Here is a 23200-nt window from a genome sequence, read left to right on the forward strand (position 1 = left end):
GCTGCCCTTTTTGCTCCATGGCCTTGTCGCCCTGCGGACAGCCTTACTTCAGCCGGCCCGCCGCGTGCGCCAGCATGGTGTAGACCTTGCCGGTATCCGAGGTCAGATAGGTCTTGGTCATGATGCTGTCGCGGTCGCTGCGCGAGACATCCTTGAGCAGCTTCTCGAAGTCGTCGCAGTAACGGTCGACGGCCGTGCGGAACTCACCGTCTGACTGATACTTGCGGCGGATTTCGTCGAAGGTCTGCTGGCCCTTCAGCGTGTAGAGCCGGCGGGTGAAGACGTCGCGTTCACCGCGGCGATAGCGATCCCAAAGCTCGATCGAGGCCTCGTGGTCGATGGCGCGGGCGATGTCGACGGACAGCGAGTTGAGCGATTCCACCACATGCATCGGCGAACGCTGTGCAGGCACGGCGCGCGGCTCGGGCTGGGCTGCCGGGCGGGCAGGCTGCTCCTCACGCGAGGCACCGGTCAACAGGTCGCGCACCCATCCACCCTGCTGGCCACGGCCGGCAGGCTCGCGAACCGGTGGCTGCGGCTGGGCAGCCGGACGCTCGATGTCGAGCGTGCCGCGCAGGCCGGTGTTACCGGCCAGCGGTGCCGGCGGCTCGCGACGTTCGGGCTGAGGGGCCGGACGGCGAGGCTGCTGCGCCGGCTGCGTGTTGCGCAGGGTGGCGTCGGAAACGTCCACGCCGCGGCCGGACTTGGCGACGATCGCCGACAGTTCCTTGAGCGCGTTGATCTGCTCGGACACGGCACGACGGATGGCCGTGGTCGATTCCCTGGCCTCTTCCGGCATGTCGAGCACGCCCTTCTTGAGCTCGGCGCGGGTGCTTTCGAGCTCGGTCTTGATGGAGCCGGCGGTGCGGCGCATGTCCTCGGTGGCGTCGGCGAAGCGCTTGGTGGCGGTCTCGACGACATCGGAGATGGCGGCGCGGATCTTTTCTGCCGACTCCATGGTCTTGCCTTCGGCGCTTTCCAGCGTCTGGCCAACGAGGCGCTCGAACGACTGCATGACGCGCTCGAGGTCTTCCGACTTCTTGACCAGCCCAACGGCAAGGTCTTCCAGCGACGACTGGCGCTCAAGCGTGTGCTCGAGGTTGCTCTGCGCCGAGGAAAGCAGGTTGGAAGCGCTCGACAGCAGGCGGCTGTGCTCATCGAACTTGGTGGCGATGGAGGCCACCTCGCGCAGCGTGCTGGACGACAGGTCGGTGAGGCGGTTGGTGTTCGAGTCCACCAGGCGCGCAGCGCTGGCAAAGGTCTGCGCCGCCTTCTCGGTGGTGGCCGAGAAGTTCGTCGTGCTGCCGGTGAGGCGATCGTCGACGGTGGCGAGGTTCTGCGCCGCGCGTTCGATCAATTCGCCGAGCTGGGAGCTCGAAGTCGTCATCCGGCCGATGAGATCGGCCACGCTGTCGGCAAGCGTCGAGCGTGCGCCCTCGACCGCGGACAGCGTCTCGGCGGTGCGGCTGGCGAGCGCGTCGACCAGGGTCGCGTTTTCGGTGCGCAGCTTTTCGGTCGCGCGGGCGGTTGCCTCCTCCATCGAGCGGTGCAGGTCGTTGCCGCTTTCGGCGAAGCGATCGACCAGCGGGCGCGCCGTCTCGTCGAGGATCTTGGCGATCTCGTTCGAGCGTTCAGCCAGCATGGCGTTGAGTTCGCGCGTGTTGGTGCCGATGGTGCGGGCGGCCTCGTTGGTGCTCTGGCCGATATGCTGGCCAACGGCGGTGAAGGTCTCGGCGATCACATTGGCGCGGGCGACGAGTTGCGCTTCAGCCTGGGCAACCTGCTCGTTGAGCTTCTGGCCCATCGATTCCGCGCCATAGGCGAGGCGGTTCTCGGCGCTCGATAGGTGCTCGCCGATGCGGGTCGCCACACCTTCGGCGCCAGCAGCCAGGCGCTCGTCGACGTTGGCCAGCGTTTCTTCGATGGCGCGGGCGCGGGCGTCGAGGTCGGCCGCCGTGCGCTGGGCACGGGCAACGACGCGCTGCTCGGTTTCGGTGAAGGCGCTGGCGATCAACGCTGCATGCTCGCCAATGCCCGAGGTACTCTCGGTGACGCGGGCGGCAAGCTGCTGGCCGGCTTCGTCAAAAGCCTGGCCGATTTCCGAGGCGCGGCCGAGCAGCGACTGCGACGTGAGGTCGACGCGGGCGGTGATCCTGCCGTCGGCTTCCTCGAAGGCGCGGCTGATTTCGGCAGCACGGCCAAGCAGCGATTCCGCCGTCTGGTCGACGCGTGCCGCGATCCGGCTGTCGGCTTCCTCGAAGGCGCGGCCGATTTCGGCGGCACGGCCAGACAGGGTGTCGGCCGTCTGCGCTGCGCGCGCCGCAAGACGTTCGTCGGCTTCCTCGAAGTTGCGGACGATTTCGCCGGCACGGCTGCCGAGCGTGGCCGAACTGTCGGCGACGCGGGCGGCAATGCGCTCGTCGGCGGCGTCGAAGATGCGGCTGAGTTCGCCGGCACGGTCGCCGAGCGAGTCTGCGCCTTCGGCAATGCGCGTGGCGAGCTTCTCGTCGGCAGTGTCGAAGATGCGGCCGAGTTCGGCAGCACGGGCTGCCAGTGCGTCGGCCGATTCGCCGATGCGCAGGCCGAGCCGTTCGTCGGCTGTGTCGAAGTTGCGCAGGATGTCGCCGGCACGGGCCGACAGCGATTCCGCGGTCTCGATGGCACGGGCAATGAGCGAGCGATCGGCTGCGTCGAAGGTCTGGGCGATCTCGCCAGCCTTGGCCGACAGTGTGTCGGCTGTTTCTTCGGCGCGGGCCAGCAACGAACTCGAAGTCTCGTGTGCCCTGGCGGCGAGACGGCCGTCGGCCTCCTCGAACGCACGGGCAATGTCTTCGGCCCGGGCGAGCAGGGCACTCGACGTCTGTTCGGCACGCTCGGCGATGACGCGGTCGGCATCGCTGAAGGCCTGGCCGGCCTGCTCGTGCAGAGCGGCTGTGACTTCCATGACCTTGTCGCGCAGGGCGCCGGCGACAAAGACGGCACTCTTTTCGAGCACGCCGCGGACATTGTCGACGCCGAGCGACAGCGCGCGCTCCATGGTGCCGGTACGCTCTTCGATGACGCCGGTCTGGCGGCGGAAGGCGTCTTCGATCTTTTCGATATCGCCGGCGATCGCGTCGGAGATGTCGACACGGCGGGCGGCGATCTGGTCGATGTGGCCGGAAATGGCGAGGTCGATCTCGCGGCGGGCGTCGCCCAGCTTGCCGAGATCCGCATCCAGCGCGCGGGCAAAGGTGTCGCGGCCTTCGGCGAGCTTGCCGACGTGACCGACCACCATGCCGTCGATGTTGGTACGGCTGTCGTTCAGCAGGGCGAGGTCAGCTTCGAGCGCCCTGGTCAGGGCGTCGCGCCCGGCGGCCAGCTTGTCGACCTGGCCGGCAACGATGCCGTCGAAGTTGGCGCGGCTTTCGTTGAGCATGGCGAGGTCGGCCTCCAGCGCCTTGGTCAGCGCATCGCGGCCGGCGGCCAGCTTGTCGACCTGGCCGAGCATCATGCCGTCGATCTTGGAGAGGTCGGCTTCCAGTGCGCGGCGGAGGATGTCGCGGCCTTCGGCCAGCTTCTCGACCTGGCCGGCAACGAGCCCGTCGATGCCCGAGCGGCTTTCCGCCAGCTTGGCGAGGTCGTCCTCGAGCGCCCTGGACAGGGTGCCACGTTCTGCGACCAGGCGCTCGGCATGGCTCGACACCAGGCCCTTGACGCCGTCGAGGTCGGCTTCGAGCGAACGGGCGAGCATCGCGCGGTCTTCTGCAAGCTTCTCCGACTGGGAGGCGACGGTGCTGCGGATGGTGTTCAGGTCCGATTCGAGCGCACGCTTGAGGATGTCGCGGCCTTCAGCGAGCTTCTCGACCTGGCCTGCGACCAGCCCGTCGATGCCCGAGCGGCTTTCAGCCAGCTTGGCAAGATCGTCTTCCAGTGCCTTGGACAGTGCGCCGCGTTCGGCGACGAGACGTTCGGCATGGCTGGAGACCAGGCCCTTGACGCTGTCGAGATCGGCCTCGAGCGAGCGAGACAGCAAGGAGCGGTCTTCGGCAAGCTTGTCCGACTGCGCAGCGATGGTGCTGCGGATCGCGTTGAGGTCGGTTTCGAGCGCACGCTTGAGGATGTCGCGGCCTTCGGCGAGCTTCTCCACCTGGCCGGCGACCAGACCGTCGATGCCGGCGCGGCTGTCGGCCAGCTTGGCGAGGTCGGATTCCAGCGTCTTCGAGAGCACGGCGCGTTCTTCGGCAAGCTTGCCGGCATGGCCTTCAATCAGGCCGTGGATGTTCGAGATGTCGGACTCGAGGCTGCGCGACAGTTCGGCGCGGTCGATCGCGATCTTCGACGCATGTCCGTCGACAAGCGCCTTGATGCCGTCGAGATCGGTTTCGAGTGCCTTGGCCAGGATGGCGCGGCCTTCGGCGATCTTCTCGACCTGACCGGCGACCAGTCCGTCGATGCTGCTGCGGCTGTCGGAGAGCTTGTTGAGGTCGGCTTCCAGCGCGCGCGTCAGGATACCGCGGCCTTCGGCCAGCTTGCCGACATGACCGGCAACCATTTCGTCAATGTTCGTACGGGCTTGGACAAGTCTCTCAGAGTCTTCGACGAGCGCCTGGGCGAGCTGCTCGCGGCCCTGGGCGAGCTGGCGGAACTGGCCGGTGAGGGTTTCGTCGATTGCCTGGCGCGACTGGTCCAGCTTGCGCATGTCGTCGTCGAGGGCCCGGGTGATCAGGCTGCGGCCTTCGGCGAGCTTCTGCACCTGGAAGCCGACGGCGGCCTCGATGCTGGCGCGGCCTTCGGCGAACTTGCTGAGGTCGTCCTTGAGGGCCGCGGCCATGCGGTCGCGGGCGTCGGAGAGCTTGCGGGTATGGTCTTCGACCGCCTGCTCGATGCCGACGCGGGCGTCCGAAAGGCGCTGGATGTCGCCGTCGAAGGCACGAGACACCTGGTGACGGGCAGCCTCCATGCGGCCGGCGAAATCGGTCGCGCGGGCTTCGAGCATGGTCGAGGTCGAGGTGATGATATCGGCGAGGTCGGTGCCGATCTGGGTCTTGCCCTGGTCGATCATCGCCGACAGCGAATCGCGGCCCTCGACGAAGGTCGTGGCGATCTCGCGGGCACGTTCGACCAGCGTCTCGTTGATCTGGCGGGCGCGGGCTTCGAGCGCGGCGTTGAGCTTTGCCGTGCCGGTGTCGAGTGCTTCGGCGCGCGTCTGGAACTCACCGATGAGCGCCTGGCCGCGTTCGGCCAGAGTGCGTTCGATGCCATGCAGGCTCGCCTCGAACTCGGAATTGATCGTCTTGGCGGCGCCGCCAAGCAGCGAGACCATGCCCGAGGTGCGGTCGTCGAGCATGTCGGTCAGCGACCGGGTAACCTCGTCGGTGCTCTGGGTCAGCTTGGCGATGCGCGTGTCGAGCAGGCTGGCGAATGCCTCGCCCGAGGTGGACAGGCGGTCGCTGATCGAATCCATGCGGTTGTCGATCGCTTCGAACAGGCCCATGCCGCCTTCGTTGATGCGGTCGATCAGCGTGTCGCCGGAATTGGTGATCGTCATCGACAGCTTGGTCGATGCGTTGAGGATGCTGTCGCGGATGATGTCGCTTGCCGAGCCGAGCTCGTCGCGCAGCGTCTCATGCGCTCCGGCAATGGAGGCACGGACGCGTTCGGCGTGCGACACCACGGCTTCGCGCTCGCTGCCGAGACCATCGACCAGCGAACGGATGCGGGCGGAGTTTTCCGAATAGGAGCGCTCGATCTGGTTGACTTCGGTGTGAACGAGCGTTTCGAGCTCGACGGCACGAGCCAGAGTGCGCTCGATGCCTTCGCCCATGGCGGCCACTTCGCGGCGCACGGCCTGGCCGACCATCATGACGCGATCCTGTGCCATGTTTTCGGGTTCGGCGAGGCGGAAGGCCACTTCGGTCATCGATTGGGCTGCAATGCGCATTTCCTGGGCGCGGCGGATCATCGCGGCAAAGGCCCAGAACAGGGCGATAGGCACAATGGTGGCGACCAGCAGCATCAGCAGGCCTGGACGCGCGAAGGCGTCGTCGATCGAGCGGATGGTCCAGATGCTGGGGCTGACGACTCGATCGGCGAGGGCTACGGCGCCGGCGACCCAGGCGACCGAGACAAGGCCGACCATCCAGTAGATGGTGCTGGATGCACGGCGGTTGAGGCTGTGAAGCAGCGACTTGTAGTCTTTCTGGCGATCGTCATTGGCCGGCTTGAAGCCTTCGGGCTGCAGCGGGCGGGTTTCGACAGGGCGCAACTGGGTCGGCGGCTCGGCCGCGGCACGTGCCGCCGGCGCAGGTTCCGGCTTAGGCGCTGCCGGCTTCTTGTTGCCGCTTTCACGCGCCAGTTCCTCGGCCGCCTTGGAAATCTGTGCTTCGAGATCGTCCATCGATGCGGCCATGTCGAGGCCGCCGTCATCGGCGCTGCTCAAGTCCAGATCGAGCGCCTGCTCGAGCTCCTTGGCTACGTCGAGATCGAGGTTTTTGGTCGGAGTGGATTTCTTCGCCATGCCTTCGCTACCCTGTACTAAAGACGCGGAATCTCTGGACTTTTTGTCCTATTTTTGACCGCGTCCGAGGCTCAATATGGACCGCCCGTATCGTAGTGACACAATCGGGTAAAGAAAACATGCATTCGCCCCGATACGTAAAAGTTTAAATATAAGGTTAACACTGGAGTGATTATTGGCCGCGGCGCCATGGGTTTGCTGGGGTTGCCGGGTTAACGGGTTATCCACATGGTCGCCCTAGGTTACCAACCCATGGGCGAGTGGCGAGGCAGGGGTTGAATGGTAATGCGCGAAACCGGTTCGGTGGCCTTCGGCATGCCGGGGGGCGAATCTTCTGGCGCCTCACATGGCCGTCCCATCGACCTCGAACACCTGTCGCGCCAGACCATCGGCGACCGCGACGTCGAGCGCGAAGTGCTCGACATGTTCGTCCATCAGGCGCTTTCCGTTCGCGATTCTATGTCCTCGGCTGACCTGGCCGAGCGCCTTAGGCTGTCCCATGCCCTCAAGGGGGCGGCGCGTGGCGTCGGTGCGTTTCCAATCGCCGATTGCGTCGCCGAGCTGGAGGCGCGTCCGGACGATGCCAGGCTGGTCAAGCGCCTTGCCGGACTGATCGACGAAGTGCGCGACTTCATCGCCGCGATCAGCCGCTAGGGCTCCCATCTCGATCCCGACACGATGCGGCGCGTTCGCGCCGCAGTTGACTTGCTCGGTGGAGTGATTATCTGCCGGGTGATCTTTCTTAGGAACGAGCATGACCAAGCTTACCTACATCGCCCATGACGGCACGCGTTTCGAAGTCGAAGCCGAAAACGGCTCGACGGTGATGGAAAATGCCATCCGCAATGCGGTTCCCGGCATCGAGGCCGAATGTGGCGGTGCCTGCGCCTGCGCGACCTGCCATGTCTATGTCGATGATGCTTGGACTGCTCTCGTCGGCGAGCCCGAGGCAATGGAAGAAGACATGCTCGACTTCGCCTACGAAGTGCAGCCGAATTCGCGCCTGTCGTGCCAGATCAAGGTCAGGGACGAACTCGACGGCCTGGTCGTCACCGTTCCCGAGCGCCAGGGCTAAGCCTCCCGATCCGTGCCTCGCTTGGCATGGCACTCCATCTCATGCACATTCCTTATATGTGCATGCGTGAGCGGCGAGGGCGGCTTTGAGCGACATTACCCATACTGACGTCCTGATCATCGGTGCCGGTCCCATCGGGCTGTTCGCCGTATTCGAGCTCGGCCTGTTCGACATGCGCTGCCACCTGATCGACATCCTCGACCGGCCGGGTGGGCAATGCGCCGAGCTTTATCCGGAAAAGCCGATCTACGATATTCCGGGCTATCCCGTCGTCGGAGCGCAGGAGCTGGTCGACAAGCTGCTGCAGCAGATTGCGCCGTTCAAGCCGGGCTTCACCTTCAACCGCATGGTGACGGCACTGGAGCGCCTGGAAGGCGGTGGTTTTCGCGTCACCACCGACGAGAACGAGGTATTCGAGGCCAAGGTGGTGGTGATTGCTGCGGGTGGCGGTTCGTTCCAGCCCAAGCGCCCGCCGATCCCCGGTATCGAAGCCTATGAAGGATCGAGCGTCAGCTATTCGGTCCGCTGCATGGAAGAGTTCCGCGGCCACGACGTCGTCGTGGTCGGCGGTGGGGATTCGGCACTCGACTGGAGCCTCAATCTCCAGCCCATCGCAAGACGGGTCACCCTTGTCCACCGCCGGCCGGAATTCCGTGCGGCGCCCGACAATGTCAACAAGATGCATGCGCTCCAGGAAGCTGGTGCGCTCGATCTGGTGATCGGCCAAGTATCGGCGCTTTCCGGCGAAGGCGGTAAACTCAGTTCGATCACCGTCAAGGGGCCGGAAAGCGAAGTCGTCGTTCCCTGCACGCGTCTGTTGCCGTTCTTCGGCCTTACGATGAAGCTCGGGCCGGTAGCCGAATGGGGCCTTCACCTCCACGAAAACCAGATCCCGGTCGATACCGAAAAATTCGAGACCTCGGAGCCGGGTATCTTCGCCATCGGCGACATCAACTGGTACCCCGGCAAGCTGAAGCTGATCCTGTCGGGCTTTCACGAGGCGGCGCTGATGGCCCAGGCGGCCAAGCACGTCATCAGCCCCAAGGAGCGGATCGTGTTCCAGTACACGACGTCGTCGACGAGCCTGCACAAGAAACTTGGCGTCCCGGACTAGGGCGCCGCTCAGCCCTTGATCTTGCCGGCGTCGATGCGCTCCAGGCGATAGCGCAGCAGCCTGATGATCCGGCTCTCGAAATTGATGCCCTCGATGCGATCGAACTCTTCCTGCGCACGGTCATGGGCGCCGAGGATGCGATCGCTGGTGGCCTTGGCCTTGGCAGCGGCGAGCTCGCACGTCTTCTGCTTGCCGACCGCCTTCAGCGCCTGTTCCAGCTCACGGGCGTGGTTCTTGGCGATCACGACATGGCTTTCTTCGTGCCGCTTGATGTCGGAGGAAAGCGTATTCCAGATCAGCTTGACGTCCTGGGCCGTCTTGCCGTTCTGTCGCCAGCGCGGCAGGATCACCTTGGCCTTGACGGTGACCTGGGCCGAGACGATGGCGCAGCCGCCCTTGACCTCGGCGTAGCCGATGCGGCTGGTGAACTCCATTTGCGTCGCACCGGGATGCCTGCCGCCGGTGCTCTTGACCTCGGGGCCGCGCGTCATCAGCTGCTGTTCGATTTCGTCGAGCGTTTTGCCGGTGATGGTGAAATAGCTGTAGGATTTCGACACGGTTGCCGCCTGAACGGGTAGGCAAATGCCTCCAGCGAGCAGGGCGGCGAGGAAGAGTTGCTTCATTAGTTGCCTCTTGGCCTACCTTGCGTTAGGGGCGTTGGCGGCGCAATGGAAATCGGTGCCGCAAGAAGTGGCCGCACGGCGAGTTGATGCTGCAAGCGTTGATATTTCGTGACGCGGTCTGTGCTCTGGAGTTCTTTTGTGGCGACGGCATGACCGGCAAACGATGGCAACTGGCGCATGGACGCCACGTCGATCTTGGCGACAGGGCGCTTGTCATGGGCATCCTTAACGTCACGCCTGACAGTTTTTCCGATGGCGGCGCCTTCGACGCGCCCGCGCGGGCGATCGAACAGGCCAGGCGCATGGTGGCGGAAGGCGCCGTCATCGTCGATGTCGGCGGTGAATCGACGCGGCCAGGGGCTGCGCCGGTTTCGCCCGCCGAGGAACAGGACCGTGTCCTTCCCGTCATTTCCCAGCTTGCCAGTTCAGGCGACGTGTTGATTTCGGTCGATACCTATCGCGAGGAGACGGCGCGCCTTGCCGTGGCCGCCGGCGCTCATGTCGTCAACGACGTATGGGGCGTGCAGCGCGAGCCCGGCATCGCAAGGGTCGCCGCCGAGACCGGAGCAGGGCTCGTCATCATGCATACAGGCCGTGGCCGCGCCAAGCTGGCCGACGTGATCGACGATCAGTTTGCCTTCTTGCGCCGCTCGCTGGAGATCGCGCGCGAGGCCGGCGTGCGCGACGAGCAGATCATGCTCGATCCGGGCTTCGGCTTTGCAAAGGACGAAAACGAGAATCTCGAGCTGATGGCGCGCTTTTCGGAGCTTTGCGAGCTTGGATATCCGCTGCTTGCCGGCACGTCGCGCAAGCGTTTCGTCGGCCATGTGACCGGACGCGAAGCTGCCGACCGCGATGCGGGAACGGCGGCGACAAGCGTCATTCTCCGCATGAAGGGCGCGCAGATCTTCCGCGTCCACAATGTCGCAATCAACGTGGACGCACTGGCATTCGCGGATGCTATGCTGGCGCGCCAGACCAACCTGCCGGGACACTGACCTCGATGTACCTCATCCGAATGAAAAACTGCGCCTTCTTTGCCCGGCACGGCCTGTTCGACGAAGAAGAGACCCTTGGCCAGCGCTTCTATGTCGATGCCGAGCTGACGGTCGATCCCTCGCTTCCGTTGGAGGACGATTCGATGGAGAGCACCGTCGACTACGGCGTTGCCTTCCAGGTCATCGAAGCGATCATCACCGGCGAACGGCGTTTCCTCATCGAAGCGCTGGCGCAGGAATGCGGCAGGGCCTTGGCTGAGCGTTTCCCGCAGATCAAGAAGGCGGAGATCACCGTTCGCAAGCCGAATGCGCCGGTGCCTGGCGTCCTGGACTATGTAGAGGTGACCGTTGTCTGGCCAGGCTGAGGAGCGGGCGTTTCTCAGTCTCGGCGGCAACCTTGGCGATCCGGCGAAATCTATGGCCGCGGCGCTGCACATGCTGGATGCCAGCGGCCAGACGCGCGTGGTGACGGTTTCGTCGCTGCACCGCACGCCGCCCTGGGGCAAGGTCGACCAACCCGATTTTCTCAACGTCACCGCCGAGGTTGCGACGTCGCTGTCGCCGCTCGACCTCCTGGAGCTTTGCCTGGAGGTGGAGCGCAGGCTCAAGCGGGTGCGCGTCGAGCGCTGGGGCCCACGGCTGATCGACATTGACGTGCTTTTGCACGGAGAAAGCAATGTCAGCGACGTCGGGTTGGAAATTCCGCATCCGCGCATGCTCGACCGGGCTTTCGTCATGGTGCCGCTGGCGGAAATCGCGCCGGAACTCGTTCTGGCGGGCAAGTCGTCGGCCGAATGGGCGACAGCACTCGACAGCGCCGGCATCGAAAGGCTCGATTCAGGGCGCGATTGGTGGCGCAATCTGGAGGATTAGCCTGAAAGGCTAGAGGCCCAGGGCCGCGGCGATCTTCGGCGCGGCCTCGGCCCAGTCATCCGCCACCACGATGCCGTCCGGCATGGGTGGCATCAGCAAGCGCATTTCGCGGTAGGACATCAGGTTGAACAGATACGCGTCGGAGACGGAGTCGCGTACCGAAACCAGATTGTAGGGAATGTCGTCGACAAAGGCGACCGGGCGGGCGCTTTCGCCTCTCAGTTGCCTGAGGGCCGGTCCCTTTGCCGCTTCCGTGGTCAGCAGTGGGTAGGGAAAGCCGAGCGCGTCGAGATGCAGCCGCCTGACGTCGCGATGCCGGTGCGGCATGGCCGTCAGCATGACCACTTCGGCTCCGCCGGCGAGGTTTGCCACGGCGTCCGCCGCCCCTTGTGCCGCGGTCTGCCATTCGCGCTGCGCAAAGAAGAAACCGTCGAGCAGCCCTGATACCGCAGCCTGGTCCAGCGGGGTTTGCGTTTTCCGGTCGACGATGTTGCCAGTCAGCCTGAACGACTTGGCCAGGAACACCAGCCCCTGCGCGTCGAGGAAGCGCATGAAGGGCACCATGAATTCCAGCAGCACCTCGTCGACGTCGAGCACCAGCAGCGGGCGGGTGTCGCGGGCAAGCTCCGCGATCTGGCGCGCGGTCTCCGGGTCTTCGCTCATGACGAACGTTCGTGGTCGTCATTGCCCAATGGCAGGGCGGCGATGCCGACTTCTCCCGGCGCTATGCCTGCTTCTTGCGAAAACCGCAGCAGTGTCGGCTCGTGGGCGAGGATGAAGTGCAGCACGCCTGCCAGGAATCCCGGCTCCTGGGCCGCGCGGCGAATTTGTTGCGCTTCGATGCCGGTAATGGCGAGAAAGCGCGGCAGAAGCTCCGGATCGGATGCGACGAAAGCCAGCGCCTGGACCGCCAGCGCCTCGGCGCTTTCCTGATTTTTCTGGCTCTTTTGCATCGACATTTCCGTTCGTTCCGGCTTGCCAAGGGAGTAGCTGCAAGCGCGCCTTGCGGCAACCGCTAAAGCGGTGGCGGCCGATCCGTGACTTGGCAGGGGTGTTTTACGTTTCGTAATGTTCTTGAGTTAAGGTTGGATTCGGGGTTGGTGTGCGCATCCGGCGCGCATGATGATTGCCGCCGACATCTGGTGTGCAATCGGGGCGGAAAATTCGATGGCTAAGAAGGTGATGATCGTCGAGGACAACGAGCTCAACATGAAGCTCTTTCGCGACCTCATCGAGGCGAGCGGATACGAGACCGTGCGCACGCGCAACGGCCTCGAGGCGCTTGATCTTGCCCGCAAGCACCGGCCGGACCTCATTCTGATGGACATCCAACTGCCTGAGGTCTCGGGCCTCGAAGTCACCAAATGGCTGAAGGAGGACGATGACCTCCACACGATCCCGGTCATTGCCGTTACCGCCTTTGCCATGAAGGGCGACGAGGAGCGGATCAGGCAGGGCGGCTGCGAAGCCTACATCTCCAAGCCGATCTCGGTGCCACGGTTCATCGAGACGATCAAATCCTACCTCGGTGATGCCTGATGCGCTCGCCGGGTTCGCACGAGGTACTGGCATGACCGCGCGCATCCTTGTCGTCGACGACATCCCGGCCAATGTGAAGCTGCTCGAAGTCAGGCTGCTCGCCGAATATTTCGAAGTACAGACCGCCTACAATGGGCCGGACGCCATCGCTGCCTGCGAGGACGGCAAGGTCGACGTCGTGCTGCTCGACATCATGATGCCTGGCATGGACGGCTTCGAGGTCTGCCGTCGGCTGAAGGCCGATCCCGCGACCGCCCACATCCCCGTCGTCATGGTCACTGCCCTCGACCACGTCACCGATCGCGTGCGCGGGCTCGAGGTGGGAGCCGACGACTTCCTCACCAAGCCGGTCAACGACCTGCAACTGATCACGCGCGTGAAGAGCTTGGTTCGGCTCAAGGTCCTGACCGACGAGCTCAGGCTGCGCGCCTCGACCACGCACAGCATTGGCCTGGACGAGCTATTGTCGCGATCCGAGTTGCTGCAGGAAACGATGCCGAAGGTGCTGCTGATCGACGAGCAGACGTCGTCGGCGGCCCATATCTGTGCGCTGCTGGACGGCGCTGCAGACGTGCAGATCGCCGCCGACCCGCAGTCGGGGCTCTTCAATGCCGCCGAAGGCAGCTATGAATGCGTCATCGTGTCGACCGGATTTTCCGAGTTCGATCCGTTGCGGTTGTGCTCGCAACTGCGATCGCTCGACCGCACGCGGTCGCTGCCGATCGTGCTTCTGGTCCGCAAGGAAGAGGACGACCGCATCATTCGCGGGCTCGAACTCGGCATCAACGATTATCTGGTGCGGCCGCTCGACCGTGAAGAGCTGATTGCACGGCTGCGCACACAGGTGCGCCGCAAGCGCTACAATGACGAACTGCGGCAGAGCGTCAGCCAGACCATCGAGATGGCCGTGACGGACGGCCTGACGGGCCTGCACAACCGCCGCTACCTCGACAGTCACCTGCCGCGCCTGTTCGACCGCGCCGTCGCCCGGCACAGGCCGCTTTCGCTGATGATCACCGACCTAGACCGCTTCAAGCGGATCAACGACACGTTTGGTCATGATGGCGGCGACGAGGTGCTGCGCGAGTTTGCGCGGCGCGTGAAGAAGAGCGTTCGCGGCATTGACCTCGCTTGCCGATTCGGCGGCGAGGAGTTCGTCGTGGTGATGCCCGATACCGACGCGGCGCTGGCCGAGATGGTCGCCGAGCGCATTCGCGCGGAGGTCGCCCAGACGCCATTTGCAATCAGCGGAGCGGGCAAGGGCGTATCGGTTACGGTCAGCGTCGGCGTGTCGTCGCTGCTCGCCAAAGGCGACACGGTTGCCGGCCTGATGAAGCGTGCAGACCTCGCGCTCTACGATGCCAAGACCCGCGGCCGCAACCGCGTGGTCGCGCGTGCGGCCTGACGCCGACAAGGGTCGGATAGTCAAGCGCGTTAAGCTCAATCGTTTACCTTAACCCAAGCGATTCGCGAGCCGTGGTTAAGAAAGTGTTGATTTTCAAGTAATCTTGCGCGACTGTGGAGTGGAGAAGAAGGACGGGCGTCGGCACGAGGAGCACAGGCCGGAAGCCCAATTGATACCCCATGATGCTCAGGTCCGCCGCATCTCCTGGGTCCGTGGGGTCGGCCGGCCGGCACTGGCACATAGTGGCCTCCTCGTACCGCTGCCAGCAGCCGACCGGCCCCCTGTTTTCCTTTTCGAAAGCACTTCGGTTTGTCTGTCCGTTGCGTCGGCTTGAGCCGGGCCGGGCATTCGGACTAGTGTTTTCGATGCGTATTCTTGCTGCTCTTTTGTTCATGACATTTTCGACCGCGGCATCTGCGCGGGAATGCGTCGTGATGCTCCATGGCCTGGCGCGCACGGACGCATCCCTGATGCTGATGGAAGAGACGCTCGGCTCGTTCGACTACGCTGTCGTCAACGACGCCTATCCGTCGACCGATGTTCCCATCGACCAGTTGATCGCATATGTCGATGCGTCGGTGGCCAAGTGCGGCGAGGCCGGCCCGGTTCACTTCGTGACCCATTCCATGGGCGGCATCCTGGTACGGGCTTGGCTCACGCAGAACCGCCCCGAAAATCTCGGTCGCGTCGTCATGCTCGCGCCACCCAATCATGGTTCCGAACTGGTCGACACCTTGGGTGGTCTCAAGCTGTTCGAAATCGTCAATGGCCCGGCCGGCGGTCAGCTGGGTACGGGGCCGGACAGCGTTCCCAATGAACTCGGGCCTGCTCGGTTCGAGCTAGGCATCATCGCCGGCGACCGGTCGCTCAACCCGTTCTTGTCCGGCATGTTCAAGGGCCCGAACGACGGCAAGGTCTCGGTGGAAAGCACCAAGCTTGAAGGCATGAAGGACCACATCGTCCTGCCTGCGACGCATACCTTCATGATGAACAATCCGCTTGTCATCGCGCAGACGCTGAATTTTCTGCGCGACGGGCACTTCGATCACGAACTGACGTTCCGTGAACTGATGCGGCGTGCTTTCGGGAACTGATCTAACCCCCAAAACAAAAACGCCGCCCACTGGGCGGCGTTTCGGAATTCCGGGCGAAAACCAGATTACTTGATCTTGGTTTCCTTGAATTCAACGTGCTTCTTGGCAACCGGGTCGTACTTGCGGAACGACAGCTTCTCAGTCTTCGTGCGGCTGTTCTTGCTCGTCACGTAGAAGAAACCGGTGTCGGCGGTCGACAGAAGCTTGATCTTGATGTTTGCAGCCTTGGCCATGATTCTCGTCCGTTAATTGTCTGGAGTTGCACCCGCCTCAGGACGGGAAAACAACCCGGACGCGGAAAACCTGGCGGGACACATAAAGATCGTGCCTGGAAAGTCAAGCCTCGGAGCGCGAAAGCCCGGATTTCGCGGCAATTCGGCCCAGGCCGATGGCCATATATCCGCCGAAGAACAGCGCCAGCGCCCAGCCGAATCCATTTGGCCCGAAGATATCCATGAAGATGCCGATCACCTGCGGGCCGAGAATCATGCCGATGCCGTAGCAGAAGATGAAGGCCGCATTGGCCGAGGCGAGGTCGCGGCCGGAAAGCTGTGCGCCAAGATGGGCGAGGCCGATGGTGTAGAGGGCCGCCACCACGCCGCCCCAGACGAACAGCAGGCCGGCCATGACGTGCCAGTTGCCGGCGAGGACAGGCATGGCGAGGGTGCCTATCAAGCCGGTAGCAGCGCAAATCAGCAGCAGCCAGCGCCGGTCGGCGATGCGGTCGCTGATCATGCCGAACGGGATCTGAAGCATGACGTTGCCGAGGCCGATCATGGTGAGCAGCAGCGCCGCGTCGGCCTCGGAATAGCCGATCCGCTGGCCATAGATCGGGAACAGGGCGAAGCCGCCCGTCTCGACGGCACCGAAGACAAGCACGGCTGCCGTCGCAGTCGGAACCATCCAGATGTAGCGGAAGAAGCCACCCTTGCCGCCTTCGGAGACGATCTTGGGGCTCTCGCTGCGCGCCAGAACGACGGGAATCGCGGCGATCATGACGAGACAGAAGGTGAGGCCGAACGGCAGCAGGCCGGTGCTGCCGATCTGGGAGAACAGCCACGGGCCGGCAGCGAAGCCGAGCGACAGTACCGTGGCGTAGATGCCAAGCACCAGGCCGCGCCGATGCGGCGGCGCGCAGGTGCTGATCCAGAATTCCGACAGGATGAACAGCACCGTCAGGGCGAAATGCAATACCGCCCGCAGCGGAAACCACATCCAGAACGACGGCGCGAAATAGAACCCGACGAAAGCCACCGCACCGGCGATGATCATTGCGAACATCGTCCAGACGACGCCGAACCGCATCGCGATCGGGGTTGCCAGCGGTGCCGCGCAAATCGATGCAATGCCGGCCACTGCCGTATTGAGCCCGATCATCGAGGGTGAGTAGCCGCGCGATTCAAGGATCACGCTGAGCAGCGGTATGCCCAGACCGATGGCGATGCCGACAACGCTGATCGAGGCGATCGCGGCGGAAATCGAGCGCCAGTGCACGCGTTCGACGGTTTCGGCTTCCTGGATGGTCTCGTGCATATGTGAGGCCTAAAGGATGTCGCGCCGAAAGCGTTGGTTGAACATGCGGTAGAACGGCACTTCGCCGCCTGGCCTGAGCCCGGGATCGCTTGCCAGCCGTTGCCGGAGGTCGCCGAGAACTGATTTCGTGATGGCCGGAATGTCGGCCTCCACGGCGTCGGCCAGCGGCAGCCAGACAAGTTCCTCGAGCTCGTTTGTCGGTCCGCCGTCGGGCAGCTCGACGGCCACGTCGCTGCGCCAGGCCGACAAGAATCGGGTGTCGAAGCGGCGAACGCGTCCCGGAGGTGTTATGGCGCGCGCAATGAAGCGCAGCGAGGCAAGGCTGGGCTCCACGCCATGTTCGGCGAATCCCTGCCAATCGGCCTTGGTGGTCGAGAACGCCCCGCGTCGACCGATCAACAGGCCTGCTTCTTCGTAGGTCTCGCGAACCGCCGACAGCGCGATCGCGCGGGCGCGAGCGATGCTGACGCTGCCCGTGCCGGCACGCAGCTTGGTCTCTTCGTCCGGATGAAGTTCGTCGGCAACCTTGATGCGGCTGTCGGCCGGGTCGGTGCGGCCGCCCGGGAAGACGAATTTGCCGGGCATGAAGGCATGCTTCATGTGCCGCCGGCCCATCAGCACCAGCACATCGTCGCCGCTTCGGTCGAGCAGGATCAGCGTCGCCGCGTCGCGCGGACGCAAGGGGGCGGCGTTTTTCACCAGTTCCCTGGCTTCGAGCCTGTCGAGTTCTGTCTTGCTGATGCCATCCATCGCGGCTGTCCTAACGGAATGTCGGGGTGGAAGGAAGCGCTTGGATGCGACTTGGCATTGCGCCAGCGTCCGGTCAGGCCCCCGGGGGCGCGTCGACAGCGTCTTCTTCGCCGCCGAAGCCATGCATGTAGAGCGCCCATTGCATGCCGACCACGCCACCCTTCATGGGGCGAAGCAGCGCAAGAGCGGACACGATCGTCAGCGGCACCCAGATCAGCAGGTGCTGCCACAGTGCAAGCGTGACGTTGGCTTCGACGGCCATGAAGGCGCCGACGACGATATGGCCGACGAGGACGACGACGAGATAGGCGGGCAGGTCGTCAGCGCGGTGATGGAATATCTCTTCGTGGCAGACGCTGCAGCGGTCGACAGTCTTGACGAAGGACGCAAAGAGCTTGCCTTCGCCGCATTTCGGGCATTTGCAGAACAGGCCGCGCTTGATCGCCGGCCAGACGGGCCGTGCCTCGCGGGCGACCTGCTGGTGGCCGTCACCGAATACCTGTTCTTCCATCGTCATCTCCTGCCGCGCGGACCTCGCCGCGGTTGGGAGGCACGGGCACGCGTTCTTTGCCCCTTGGTCTTGTGGAACGACCGTTTCGAACCGGGCAGGGGCTTCGGTTCGGTCAGCATTTCGAAGCGCATGGCGCCAGCCAGCGGGGCGATCTCGACAAGCCGCACTTCAACGCGGTCAGCGAGTTGGTAGCCCTTGCCGCTGCGCTCCCCGAAGAGGGCGCGGGCGGCTTCGTCGAAGTGGTAATAATCGTCACCCAAGGATGACACGGGGATGAAACCATCCGCGCCATATTGCGGCAATTGGACAAATAGTCCCGCCTTGACCACGCCCGAGATGCGGGCCTCGAAAGTCTCGTCGAGCCGTTCGGACAGGAAGCCGGCGACCAGCCGATCGACGGTCTCCCTTTCGGCTGCCATGGCGCGGCGTTCGGTCTGCGAAATGAGGCCGGCGATTTCTTCCAGGCGTGCTTCTTCCGACGGCGTCAGGCCACCGGCGCCCAAGCCCAGCGAGGCGATCAGGGCACGATGGACGATGAGGTCGGCATAGCGGCGGATCGGCGAGGTGAAATGGGCGTAGCGGCGCAGATTGAGGCCGAAGTGCCCGATATTGTCGGGATTGTACTCGGCCTGGCTCTGCGAGCGCAGCACCACCTCGTTGACAAGTTGCTCGTTGTCCTCGCCGCGCACACGCTCGAGGATTCCGTTGAACTGGGCTGGCCGCATCTCGGCGCCACGCGCCAATGACAGACCGATCGTTTGCAGGAACTCGCGCAGCGATTCCTGCTTGGCAAGCGAGGGGCCGTCATGGATGCGGTAGACGAGTTTCTGCTTTTTGTTTTCCAGGGTTTCGGCCGCCGCGACGTTGGCCTGGATCATGAACTCCTCGATCAGCTTGTGGGCGTCGAGGCGATCGGGAACGATGACGCGGTCAACCGTGCCGTCGGGCTTGAGCAGGATCTTTCTTTCGGGGAGGTCGAGTTCGAGCGGCTGGCGGCTGTCGCGGCCGCGCTTGAGCACGTCGTAGGCCGCCCACAGTGGCTTGAGGATGGTCTCCAGGATCGGCCCGGTCTTGTCGTCGGGCACGCCGTCGATGGCGGCCTGCGCCTGCGGATAGGCGAGGCGGGCCGACGAGCGCATCATGATGCGGTGGAAGGAGTGCCTGACCTTGCGGCCTTCGGCCGAAAACGTCATGCGCACGGCAAGTGCCGGCCGGTCGACGCCTTCGCGCAGCGAGCACAAATCGTTGGAGATGCGTTCGGGCAGCATCGGCACGACGCGGTCGGGGAAATAGACCGAGTTGCCGCGCTTCAGTGCCTCTTGGTCCAGAGCGGTGCCGGGGCGGACATAGGCCGCGACGTCGGCGATGGCGACGGTGGCGATAAAGCCGCCCGGGTTTTTTTCATCCGTATCCGGCTCGGCATAGACGGCGTCGTCATGGTCCTTGGCGTCCGCCGGATCGATGGTGACCAGCGGCAGCTCGCGCCAGTCCTCGCGCTTGCCGTCGAGCGTCGCCGGTTTGACTGCTTCAGCCTCGGCGATCACCTCGGCAGGGAAGATGTGCGGAATCTCGTGGGCATGGATGGCGATCATCGAGACAGCCTTCTCATTGGTCAGCGAGCCAAGCACCGAGACCACCTTGGCGCGCGGCAGCCCATATCGGCTGGCGCGCTCTGGCACCACTTCCACAAGGTCGCCATCCTTGGCGCCGTTCTGGGAGTCCTTGTCGACCACCAGTTCGGGCTGGCGGCGCTCGACCGGCTCGATGCGGAACGTGCCGTCCTTGAGGATGCGGAAGATGCCGAGCGCGGTATCGCTGCGCTTTTCGAACACCTTCATGATACGGGCGGTATAAGCCGGCACGTTTTCGTCGCCGAGATACCCCTCGACCGGGAAGGTCTTCGCCAGCACACGGTCGCCGACGCCGGGCGTCGGTCCGTTGCTCGTGCGTGATGTCTTGACGGCAACGATGGGACCGTCCGGCTGCTCGGAAGCACGCGCCAGGAGCGTGCCCTCGGTGTCGCGGCCGAAGATGTCGAGCACGGCGACATGGGGCAGGGCGCCGACCCGGCTCAGGCGCTTGCGGCTCTTCTCAAGCAGGCCCTCGTCCTGGAGTTCGCGCAACAGCTCTTTCAGCCAGATGCGGTCTTCGTTCTTGAGCGCAAAGGCCTTGGCAATGTCCCGCTTGCCGCTGCGATCGGGATTCTCCGCGATGTAGCGCAGAATCTCGTCACGCGAGGGGCGATAGACGTCCTTGCCGCGGACCTCGTCGCTTGCGGCGCGTCTGGTGCCGGCGTTTCGTCCGGAAATCTTTCGCGCCAAGGTCGGTCAGTCCTTCTTTTTGGCCTTGCTGGCGGCTGGCTTCTTGGTCGCGCTGCCGGCTGCCTTCTTGGCCCCGCCGCGGGCCGGCTTCTTGCCGCCTCCGCCTTTCGCTTCCTTTTCAGCGATCAGCGCAAGCGCGTCCTCGACGGTCACGGTGGCGGGGTCCTTGCCCTTCGGCAGGGTAGCATTGACCTTGCCGAAATTGACATAGGGACCGTACTTGCCGTCGCGCACGGTGATGTTGCCGCCGCCGGCGGGGTGCTCGCCAAGATCCTTGAGTGCGGCCGGCGTGCTGCCGCGTCCACCCTTGCCCTTGGCCTGCTTCTCGGCAAGCACGGTGACAGCGCGGTTGAGGCCGATCGAGAACACGTCCTCGATGCTTTCGAGATTGGCGTAGGTACCTTCGTGCAGCACGAACGGGCCGTAGCGACCAAGACCTGCCGAGATCATCTTGCCCGATTCCGGGTGCTGGCCGACATCGCGTGGCAGTGCCAGCAGGGCAAGCGCCTTTTCGTGGTCGATGGATGCCGCCGACCAGCCCTTGGGCAGGCTGGAGCGCTTGGCTTCCTTGCCGTCACCGCGCTGGATGTAGGGGCCGAAGCGGCCGCTGCGCAGGGTGATCTCCTCATTGGTGTAGGGATCGGTGCCCAGCACCTTGGTGCCGTCTTCCAGGCCGCCATTCTCGCCATTGCCGCCGGGGCCGTCGAGCTGGCGGGTAAAGCCGCATTCGGGATAGTTCGAACAGCCGACGAAGGCACCGTATTTCCCGAGCTTGAGCGACAGGTTGCCGGTGCCGCATTTCGGGCAGATGCGCGGGTTCGAGCCGTCCTCGCGCTCGGGGAAGACGAGCGGGGCGAGTTCCTCGTTCAGCGCATCGAGCACTTCGGTGACGCGCAGTTCCTTGATGTCATCAACGGCGCCGGAAAAGTCCTTCCAGAAATCGCGCAGCACGTCGCGCCAGGCGAGCTTGCCGTCGGAAACCTCGTCGAGCTTCTCTTCCAGCGAGGCGGTGAAGTCGTACTCCACATAATGCTGGAAGAAGCTCTCCATGAAGGCGGTCACGAGCCGCCCCTTGGGCTCCGGAATGAGCTTTCTGTTCTCGATCTTTACATAGTCGCGCTCTTCGAGCGTCTTCAGCGTCGCGACATAAGTCGAGGGACGGCCAATGCCAAGCTCTTCCATCTTCTTGATGAAGCTCGCCTCGGAATAGCGGGGCGGAGGCTCGGTGGTGTGGTGGCTGGCGTTGACGGATTCGCGCTTGAGCGTCTCGTCGGCACGGATCTCGGGCAGGCGACGGCTTTCCTCGTCTTCCGAATCCTCGTCCTTCTGCTCAGTGTAGGCGGCGATGAAGCCGTCGAACCGGGTGACGGAGCCCACGGCGCGCAGGCCGGCCGTCTTGGCGCCATTGCGCGCCTCGATCTCGACGGTGGTGCGCTCGATCTCGGCCGGCTGCATCTGGCTGGCAATCGCCCGCTTCCAGATGATCTCATAGAGACGGGCCTGGTCCGCATCGAGGAACTTGCGCATTTCGGTCGGCGTGCGCGAGAAATCGGTCGGCCGGATGGCTTCGTGCGCTTCCTGGGCGTTCTTGGCCTTGGTCGTATACTGGCGCGGTTTCTCGGGCAGGTATTTTGTACCGAACTCCTTGCCGATCGCTTCGCGCGCGGCCTCGATCGCCTCGGGTGCCATCTGCACGCCGTCGGTACGCATATAGGTGATCAGGCCGGCCGTCTCGCCACCGATCTCCATGCCTTCGTAGAGGCGCTGGGCGACCTGCATGGTGCGGCTCGCGGAAAAGCCGAGGCTCGAGGATGCCGCCTGCTGCAAGGTCGAGGTGGTGAAAGGGGCGCTCGGATTGCGCCTGGTCGGCTTGGCTTCGACCGACAGTGCCTTGAAGGTTGCCCCCTCCAGCATCGCCTTGATGTCATCGGCCATCGCCTGCGAAGAGATGTCGAGCTTCTGCAGCTTCTTGCCGTCATAGACGGTGAGCCTTGCCTCGAAATTTTCCGCGCGCGGCGTGCCGAGAATAGCTGCGATCTGCCAGTACTCTTCGCGCACGAAACGCTCGATCTCGGCCTCGCGGTCGCAGACGAAGCGCAGCGCCACCGACTGGACGCGACCGGCCGAGCGGGCGCCCGGCAGCTTGCGCCAGAGCACGGGAGAAAGAGTGAAGCCGACGAGATAGTCGAGCGCCCGGCGTGCCAGATAGGCGTCCACCAGCGGCGGGTCGATCTCGCGCGGATTGGCGATTGCCTCGAGAACCGCCTGCTTGGTGATCGAGTTGAAGGCGACGCGCTTGATGGTCTTGTCCTTGAGGACGCGCTTCTGCTTCAGCACTTCGAGCACGTGCCAGGCGATGGCTTCTCCCTCGCGATCCGGATCGGTTGCGAGGATCAGGCCATCGGCTTCCTTGACCGCCTTGGCGATTTCGGTGAGCCGCTTCGCCGACGCGGTGTCGACAGCCCAGGACATGGCGAAATCGTCATCCGGCTTGACCGAGCCATCCTTGGCCGGCAGATCGCGGACATGGCCGAACGAGGCCAGAACCTTGTAGTTCTTGCCCAGATACTTGTTGATGCTTTTCACCTTGTTCGGTGACTCGACGACAACGACGTCCATATGTGGCTGATTTTCCAGTGAAGCGCCAAAACAACGGCAACGGCGCGTGGCGAAGAATTTTCAATTCGCACGTCACATGGCCGCCCTTTTCAGTCTGGTCAAGGGGACGGGGCCAAAAACGCCGGCTGACATCGGCAATACAACCTAAGGTATATTAATCGGCGCTATTGCAATTGTTAGTAGATTTGCTACGCTTCTGCCATTGCCGGTTGGGCCTGTTTCTCGCGTGGAGATAGGCACCGAATC

Annotated in this window: 19 protein-coding genes; 9 read left to right on the top strand and 10 right to left on the bottom strand. The window is 64.1% G+C overall.

The features are described 5' to 3' along the window. Positions 1-43: 43 nt before the first annotated feature. A complete protein-coding gene (locus tag GGQ99_RS03930; RefSeq protein ID WP_183260807.1) occupies positions 44-6499 on the bottom strand; it encodes a kinesin in 6456 nt (2151 codons plus the stop codon). A gap of 285 nt (positions 6500-6784) precedes the next feature. Here GGQ99_RS03930 and GGQ99_RS03935 point away from each other — a divergent pair, with 285 nt between their 5' ends. The 3 genes from GGQ99_RS03935 (at position 6785) to GGQ99_RS03945 (ending at position 8688) form a co-directional block, all read left to right on the top strand. After that, positions 6785-7153: an Hpt domain-containing protein gene (locus tag GGQ99_RS03935; protein WP_406874003.1), complete on the top strand. Its 369-nt coding sequence runs from the start codon at positions 6785-6787 to the stop codon at positions 7151-7153. 100 nt (positions 7154-7253) lie between these two features. Next, entirely contained in the window at positions 7254-7574 is a 321-nt protein-coding gene (locus GGQ99_RS03940; protein ID WP_183260811.1) for a 2Fe-2S iron-sulfur cluster-binding protein, read from the top strand. An 85-nt stretch (positions 7575-7659) separates the two neighbouring features. Next, positions 7660-8688 carry an NAD(P)/FAD-dependent oxidoreductase gene (locus GGQ99_RS03945; protein ID WP_183260813.1) on the top strand — a complete coding sequence of 343 codons (1029 nt, stop codon included), beginning with the start codon at positions 7660-7662 and terminating at the stop codon, positions 8686-8688. Positions 8689-8696: 8 nt separating this feature from the next. Here the strand turns inward: GGQ99_RS03945 and GGQ99_RS03950 are convergent, their stop codons facing one another. Then, entirely contained in the window at positions 8697-9311 is a 615-nt protein-coding gene (locus GGQ99_RS03950; RefSeq protein ID WP_183260816.1) for a DUF922 domain-containing Zn-dependent protease, read from the bottom strand. 149 nt (positions 9312-9460) lie between these two features. Here GGQ99_RS03950 and folP point away from each other — a divergent pair, with 149 nt between their 5' ends. The 3 genes from folP to folK are packed head-to-tail and all read left to right on the top strand — an operon-like array spanning position 9461 to position 11182. Beyond that, on the top strand, positions 9461-10309 hold the full coding sequence (gene folP, locus GGQ99_RS03955) for a dihydropteroate synthase (protein ID WP_183260818.1): 849 nt from the start codon (positions 9461-9463) through the stop codon (positions 10307-10309). A 5-nt stretch (positions 10310-10314) separates the two neighbouring features. Beyond that, positions 10315-10674, top strand: a complete 360-nt coding sequence (gene folB / locus GGQ99_RS03960; RefSeq protein ID WP_108607951.1) for a dihydroneopterin aldolase — start codon at positions 10315-10317, stop codon at positions 10672-10674. Then, positions 10658-11182: a 2-amino-4-hydroxy-6-hydroxymethyldihydropteridine diphosphokinase gene (folK, locus tag GGQ99_RS03965; protein ID WP_108607952.1), complete on the top strand. Its 525-nt coding sequence runs from the start codon at positions 10658-10660 to the stop codon at positions 11180-11182. The genes folB and folK overlap by 17 nt, the downstream gene beginning before the upstream one ends. Before the next feature lie 9 nt (positions 11183-11191). Here folK and GGQ99_RS03970 read toward each other — a convergent pair whose 3' ends face one another. Both GGQ99_RS03970 and GGQ99_RS03975 read right to left on the bottom strand, forming a co-directional pair. Continuing rightward, entirely contained in the window at positions 11192-11845 is a 654-nt protein-coding gene (locus GGQ99_RS03970; RefSeq protein ID WP_183260820.1) for a hypothetical protein, read from the bottom strand. Continuing rightward, the gene (locus GGQ99_RS03975) at positions 11842-12135 is read right to left on the bottom strand and encodes a DUF3572 domain-containing protein (RefSeq protein WP_183260822.1); all 294 of its coding nucleotides are present in this window, start codon (positions 12133-12135) and stop codon (positions 11842-11844) included. Before GGQ99_RS03975 ends, GGQ99_RS03970 begins: the two co-directional genes overlap by 4 nt. A 214-nt stretch (positions 12136-12349) precedes the next feature. Here GGQ99_RS03975 and GGQ99_RS03980 point away from each other — a divergent pair, with 214 nt between their 5' ends. The 3 genes from GGQ99_RS03980 to GGQ99_RS03990 all read left to right on the top strand — a co-directional run bounded on the left by GGQ99_RS03980 (position 12350) and on the right by GGQ99_RS03990 (position 15220). Further along, positions 12350-12721, top strand: coding sequence for a response regulator (locus tag GGQ99_RS03980; RefSeq protein WP_108607955.1), 372 nt, complete (start codon positions 12350-12352; stop codon positions 12719-12721). A gap of 31 nt (positions 12722-12752) precedes the next feature. Then, complete coding sequence (locus GGQ99_RS03985) at positions 12753-14126, top strand: PleD family two-component system response regulator (protein ID WP_108607956.1); 1374 nt, start codon at positions 12753-12755, stop codon at positions 14124-14126. A gap of 434 nt (positions 14127-14560) precedes the next feature. Beyond that, entirely contained in the window at positions 14561-15220 is a 660-nt protein-coding gene (locus GGQ99_RS03990) for an esterase/lipase family protein (RefSeq protein WP_246389501.1), read from the top strand. Between the two features lie 65 nt (positions 15221-15285). Here the strand turns inward: GGQ99_RS03990 and rpmG are convergent, their stop codons facing one another. The 6 genes from rpmG to topA form a co-directional block, all read right to left on the bottom strand. Then, positions 15286-15453 carry a 50S ribosomal protein L33 gene (gene rpmG, locus GGQ99_RS03995; RefSeq protein WP_019173400.1) on the bottom strand — a complete coding sequence of 56 codons (168 nt, stop codon included), beginning with the start codon at positions 15451-15453 and terminating at the stop codon, positions 15286-15288. Between the two features lie 103 nt (positions 15454-15556). Continuing rightward, entirely contained in the window at positions 15557-16753 is a 1197-nt protein-coding gene (locus tag GGQ99_RS04000; RefSeq protein WP_183260826.1) for an MFS transporter, read from the bottom strand. A gap of 9 nt (positions 16754-16762) precedes the next feature. Continuing rightward, complete coding sequence (locus GGQ99_RS04005; protein WP_183260827.1) at positions 16763-17503, bottom strand: NUDIX hydrolase; 741 nt, start codon at positions 17501-17503, stop codon at positions 16763-16765. 73 nt (positions 17504-17576) lie between these two features. Next, on the bottom strand, positions 17577-18014 hold the full coding sequence (locus GGQ99_RS04010; protein WP_183260828.1) for a DUF983 domain-containing protein: 438 nt from the start codon (positions 18012-18014) through the stop codon (positions 17577-17579). 2 nt (positions 18015-18016) lie between these two features. Beyond that, complete coding sequence (rnr, locus tag GGQ99_RS04015) at positions 18017-20335, bottom strand: ribonuclease R (RefSeq protein WP_108607962.1); 2319 nt, start codon at positions 20333-20335, stop codon at positions 18017-18019. A gap of 6 nt (positions 20336-20341) precedes the next feature. Then, a complete protein-coding gene (gene topA, locus GGQ99_RS04020) occupies positions 20342-22954 on the bottom strand; it encodes a type I DNA topoisomerase (protein ID WP_108607963.1) in 2613 nt (870 codons plus the stop codon). Positions 22955-23200: the final 246 nt, after the last annotated feature.

Source organism: Aminobacter niigataensis, assembly GCF_014200015.1.
Lineage (GTDB): Bacteria > Pseudomonadota > Alphaproteobacteria > Rhizobiales > Rhizobiaceae > Aminobacter > Aminobacter niigataensis.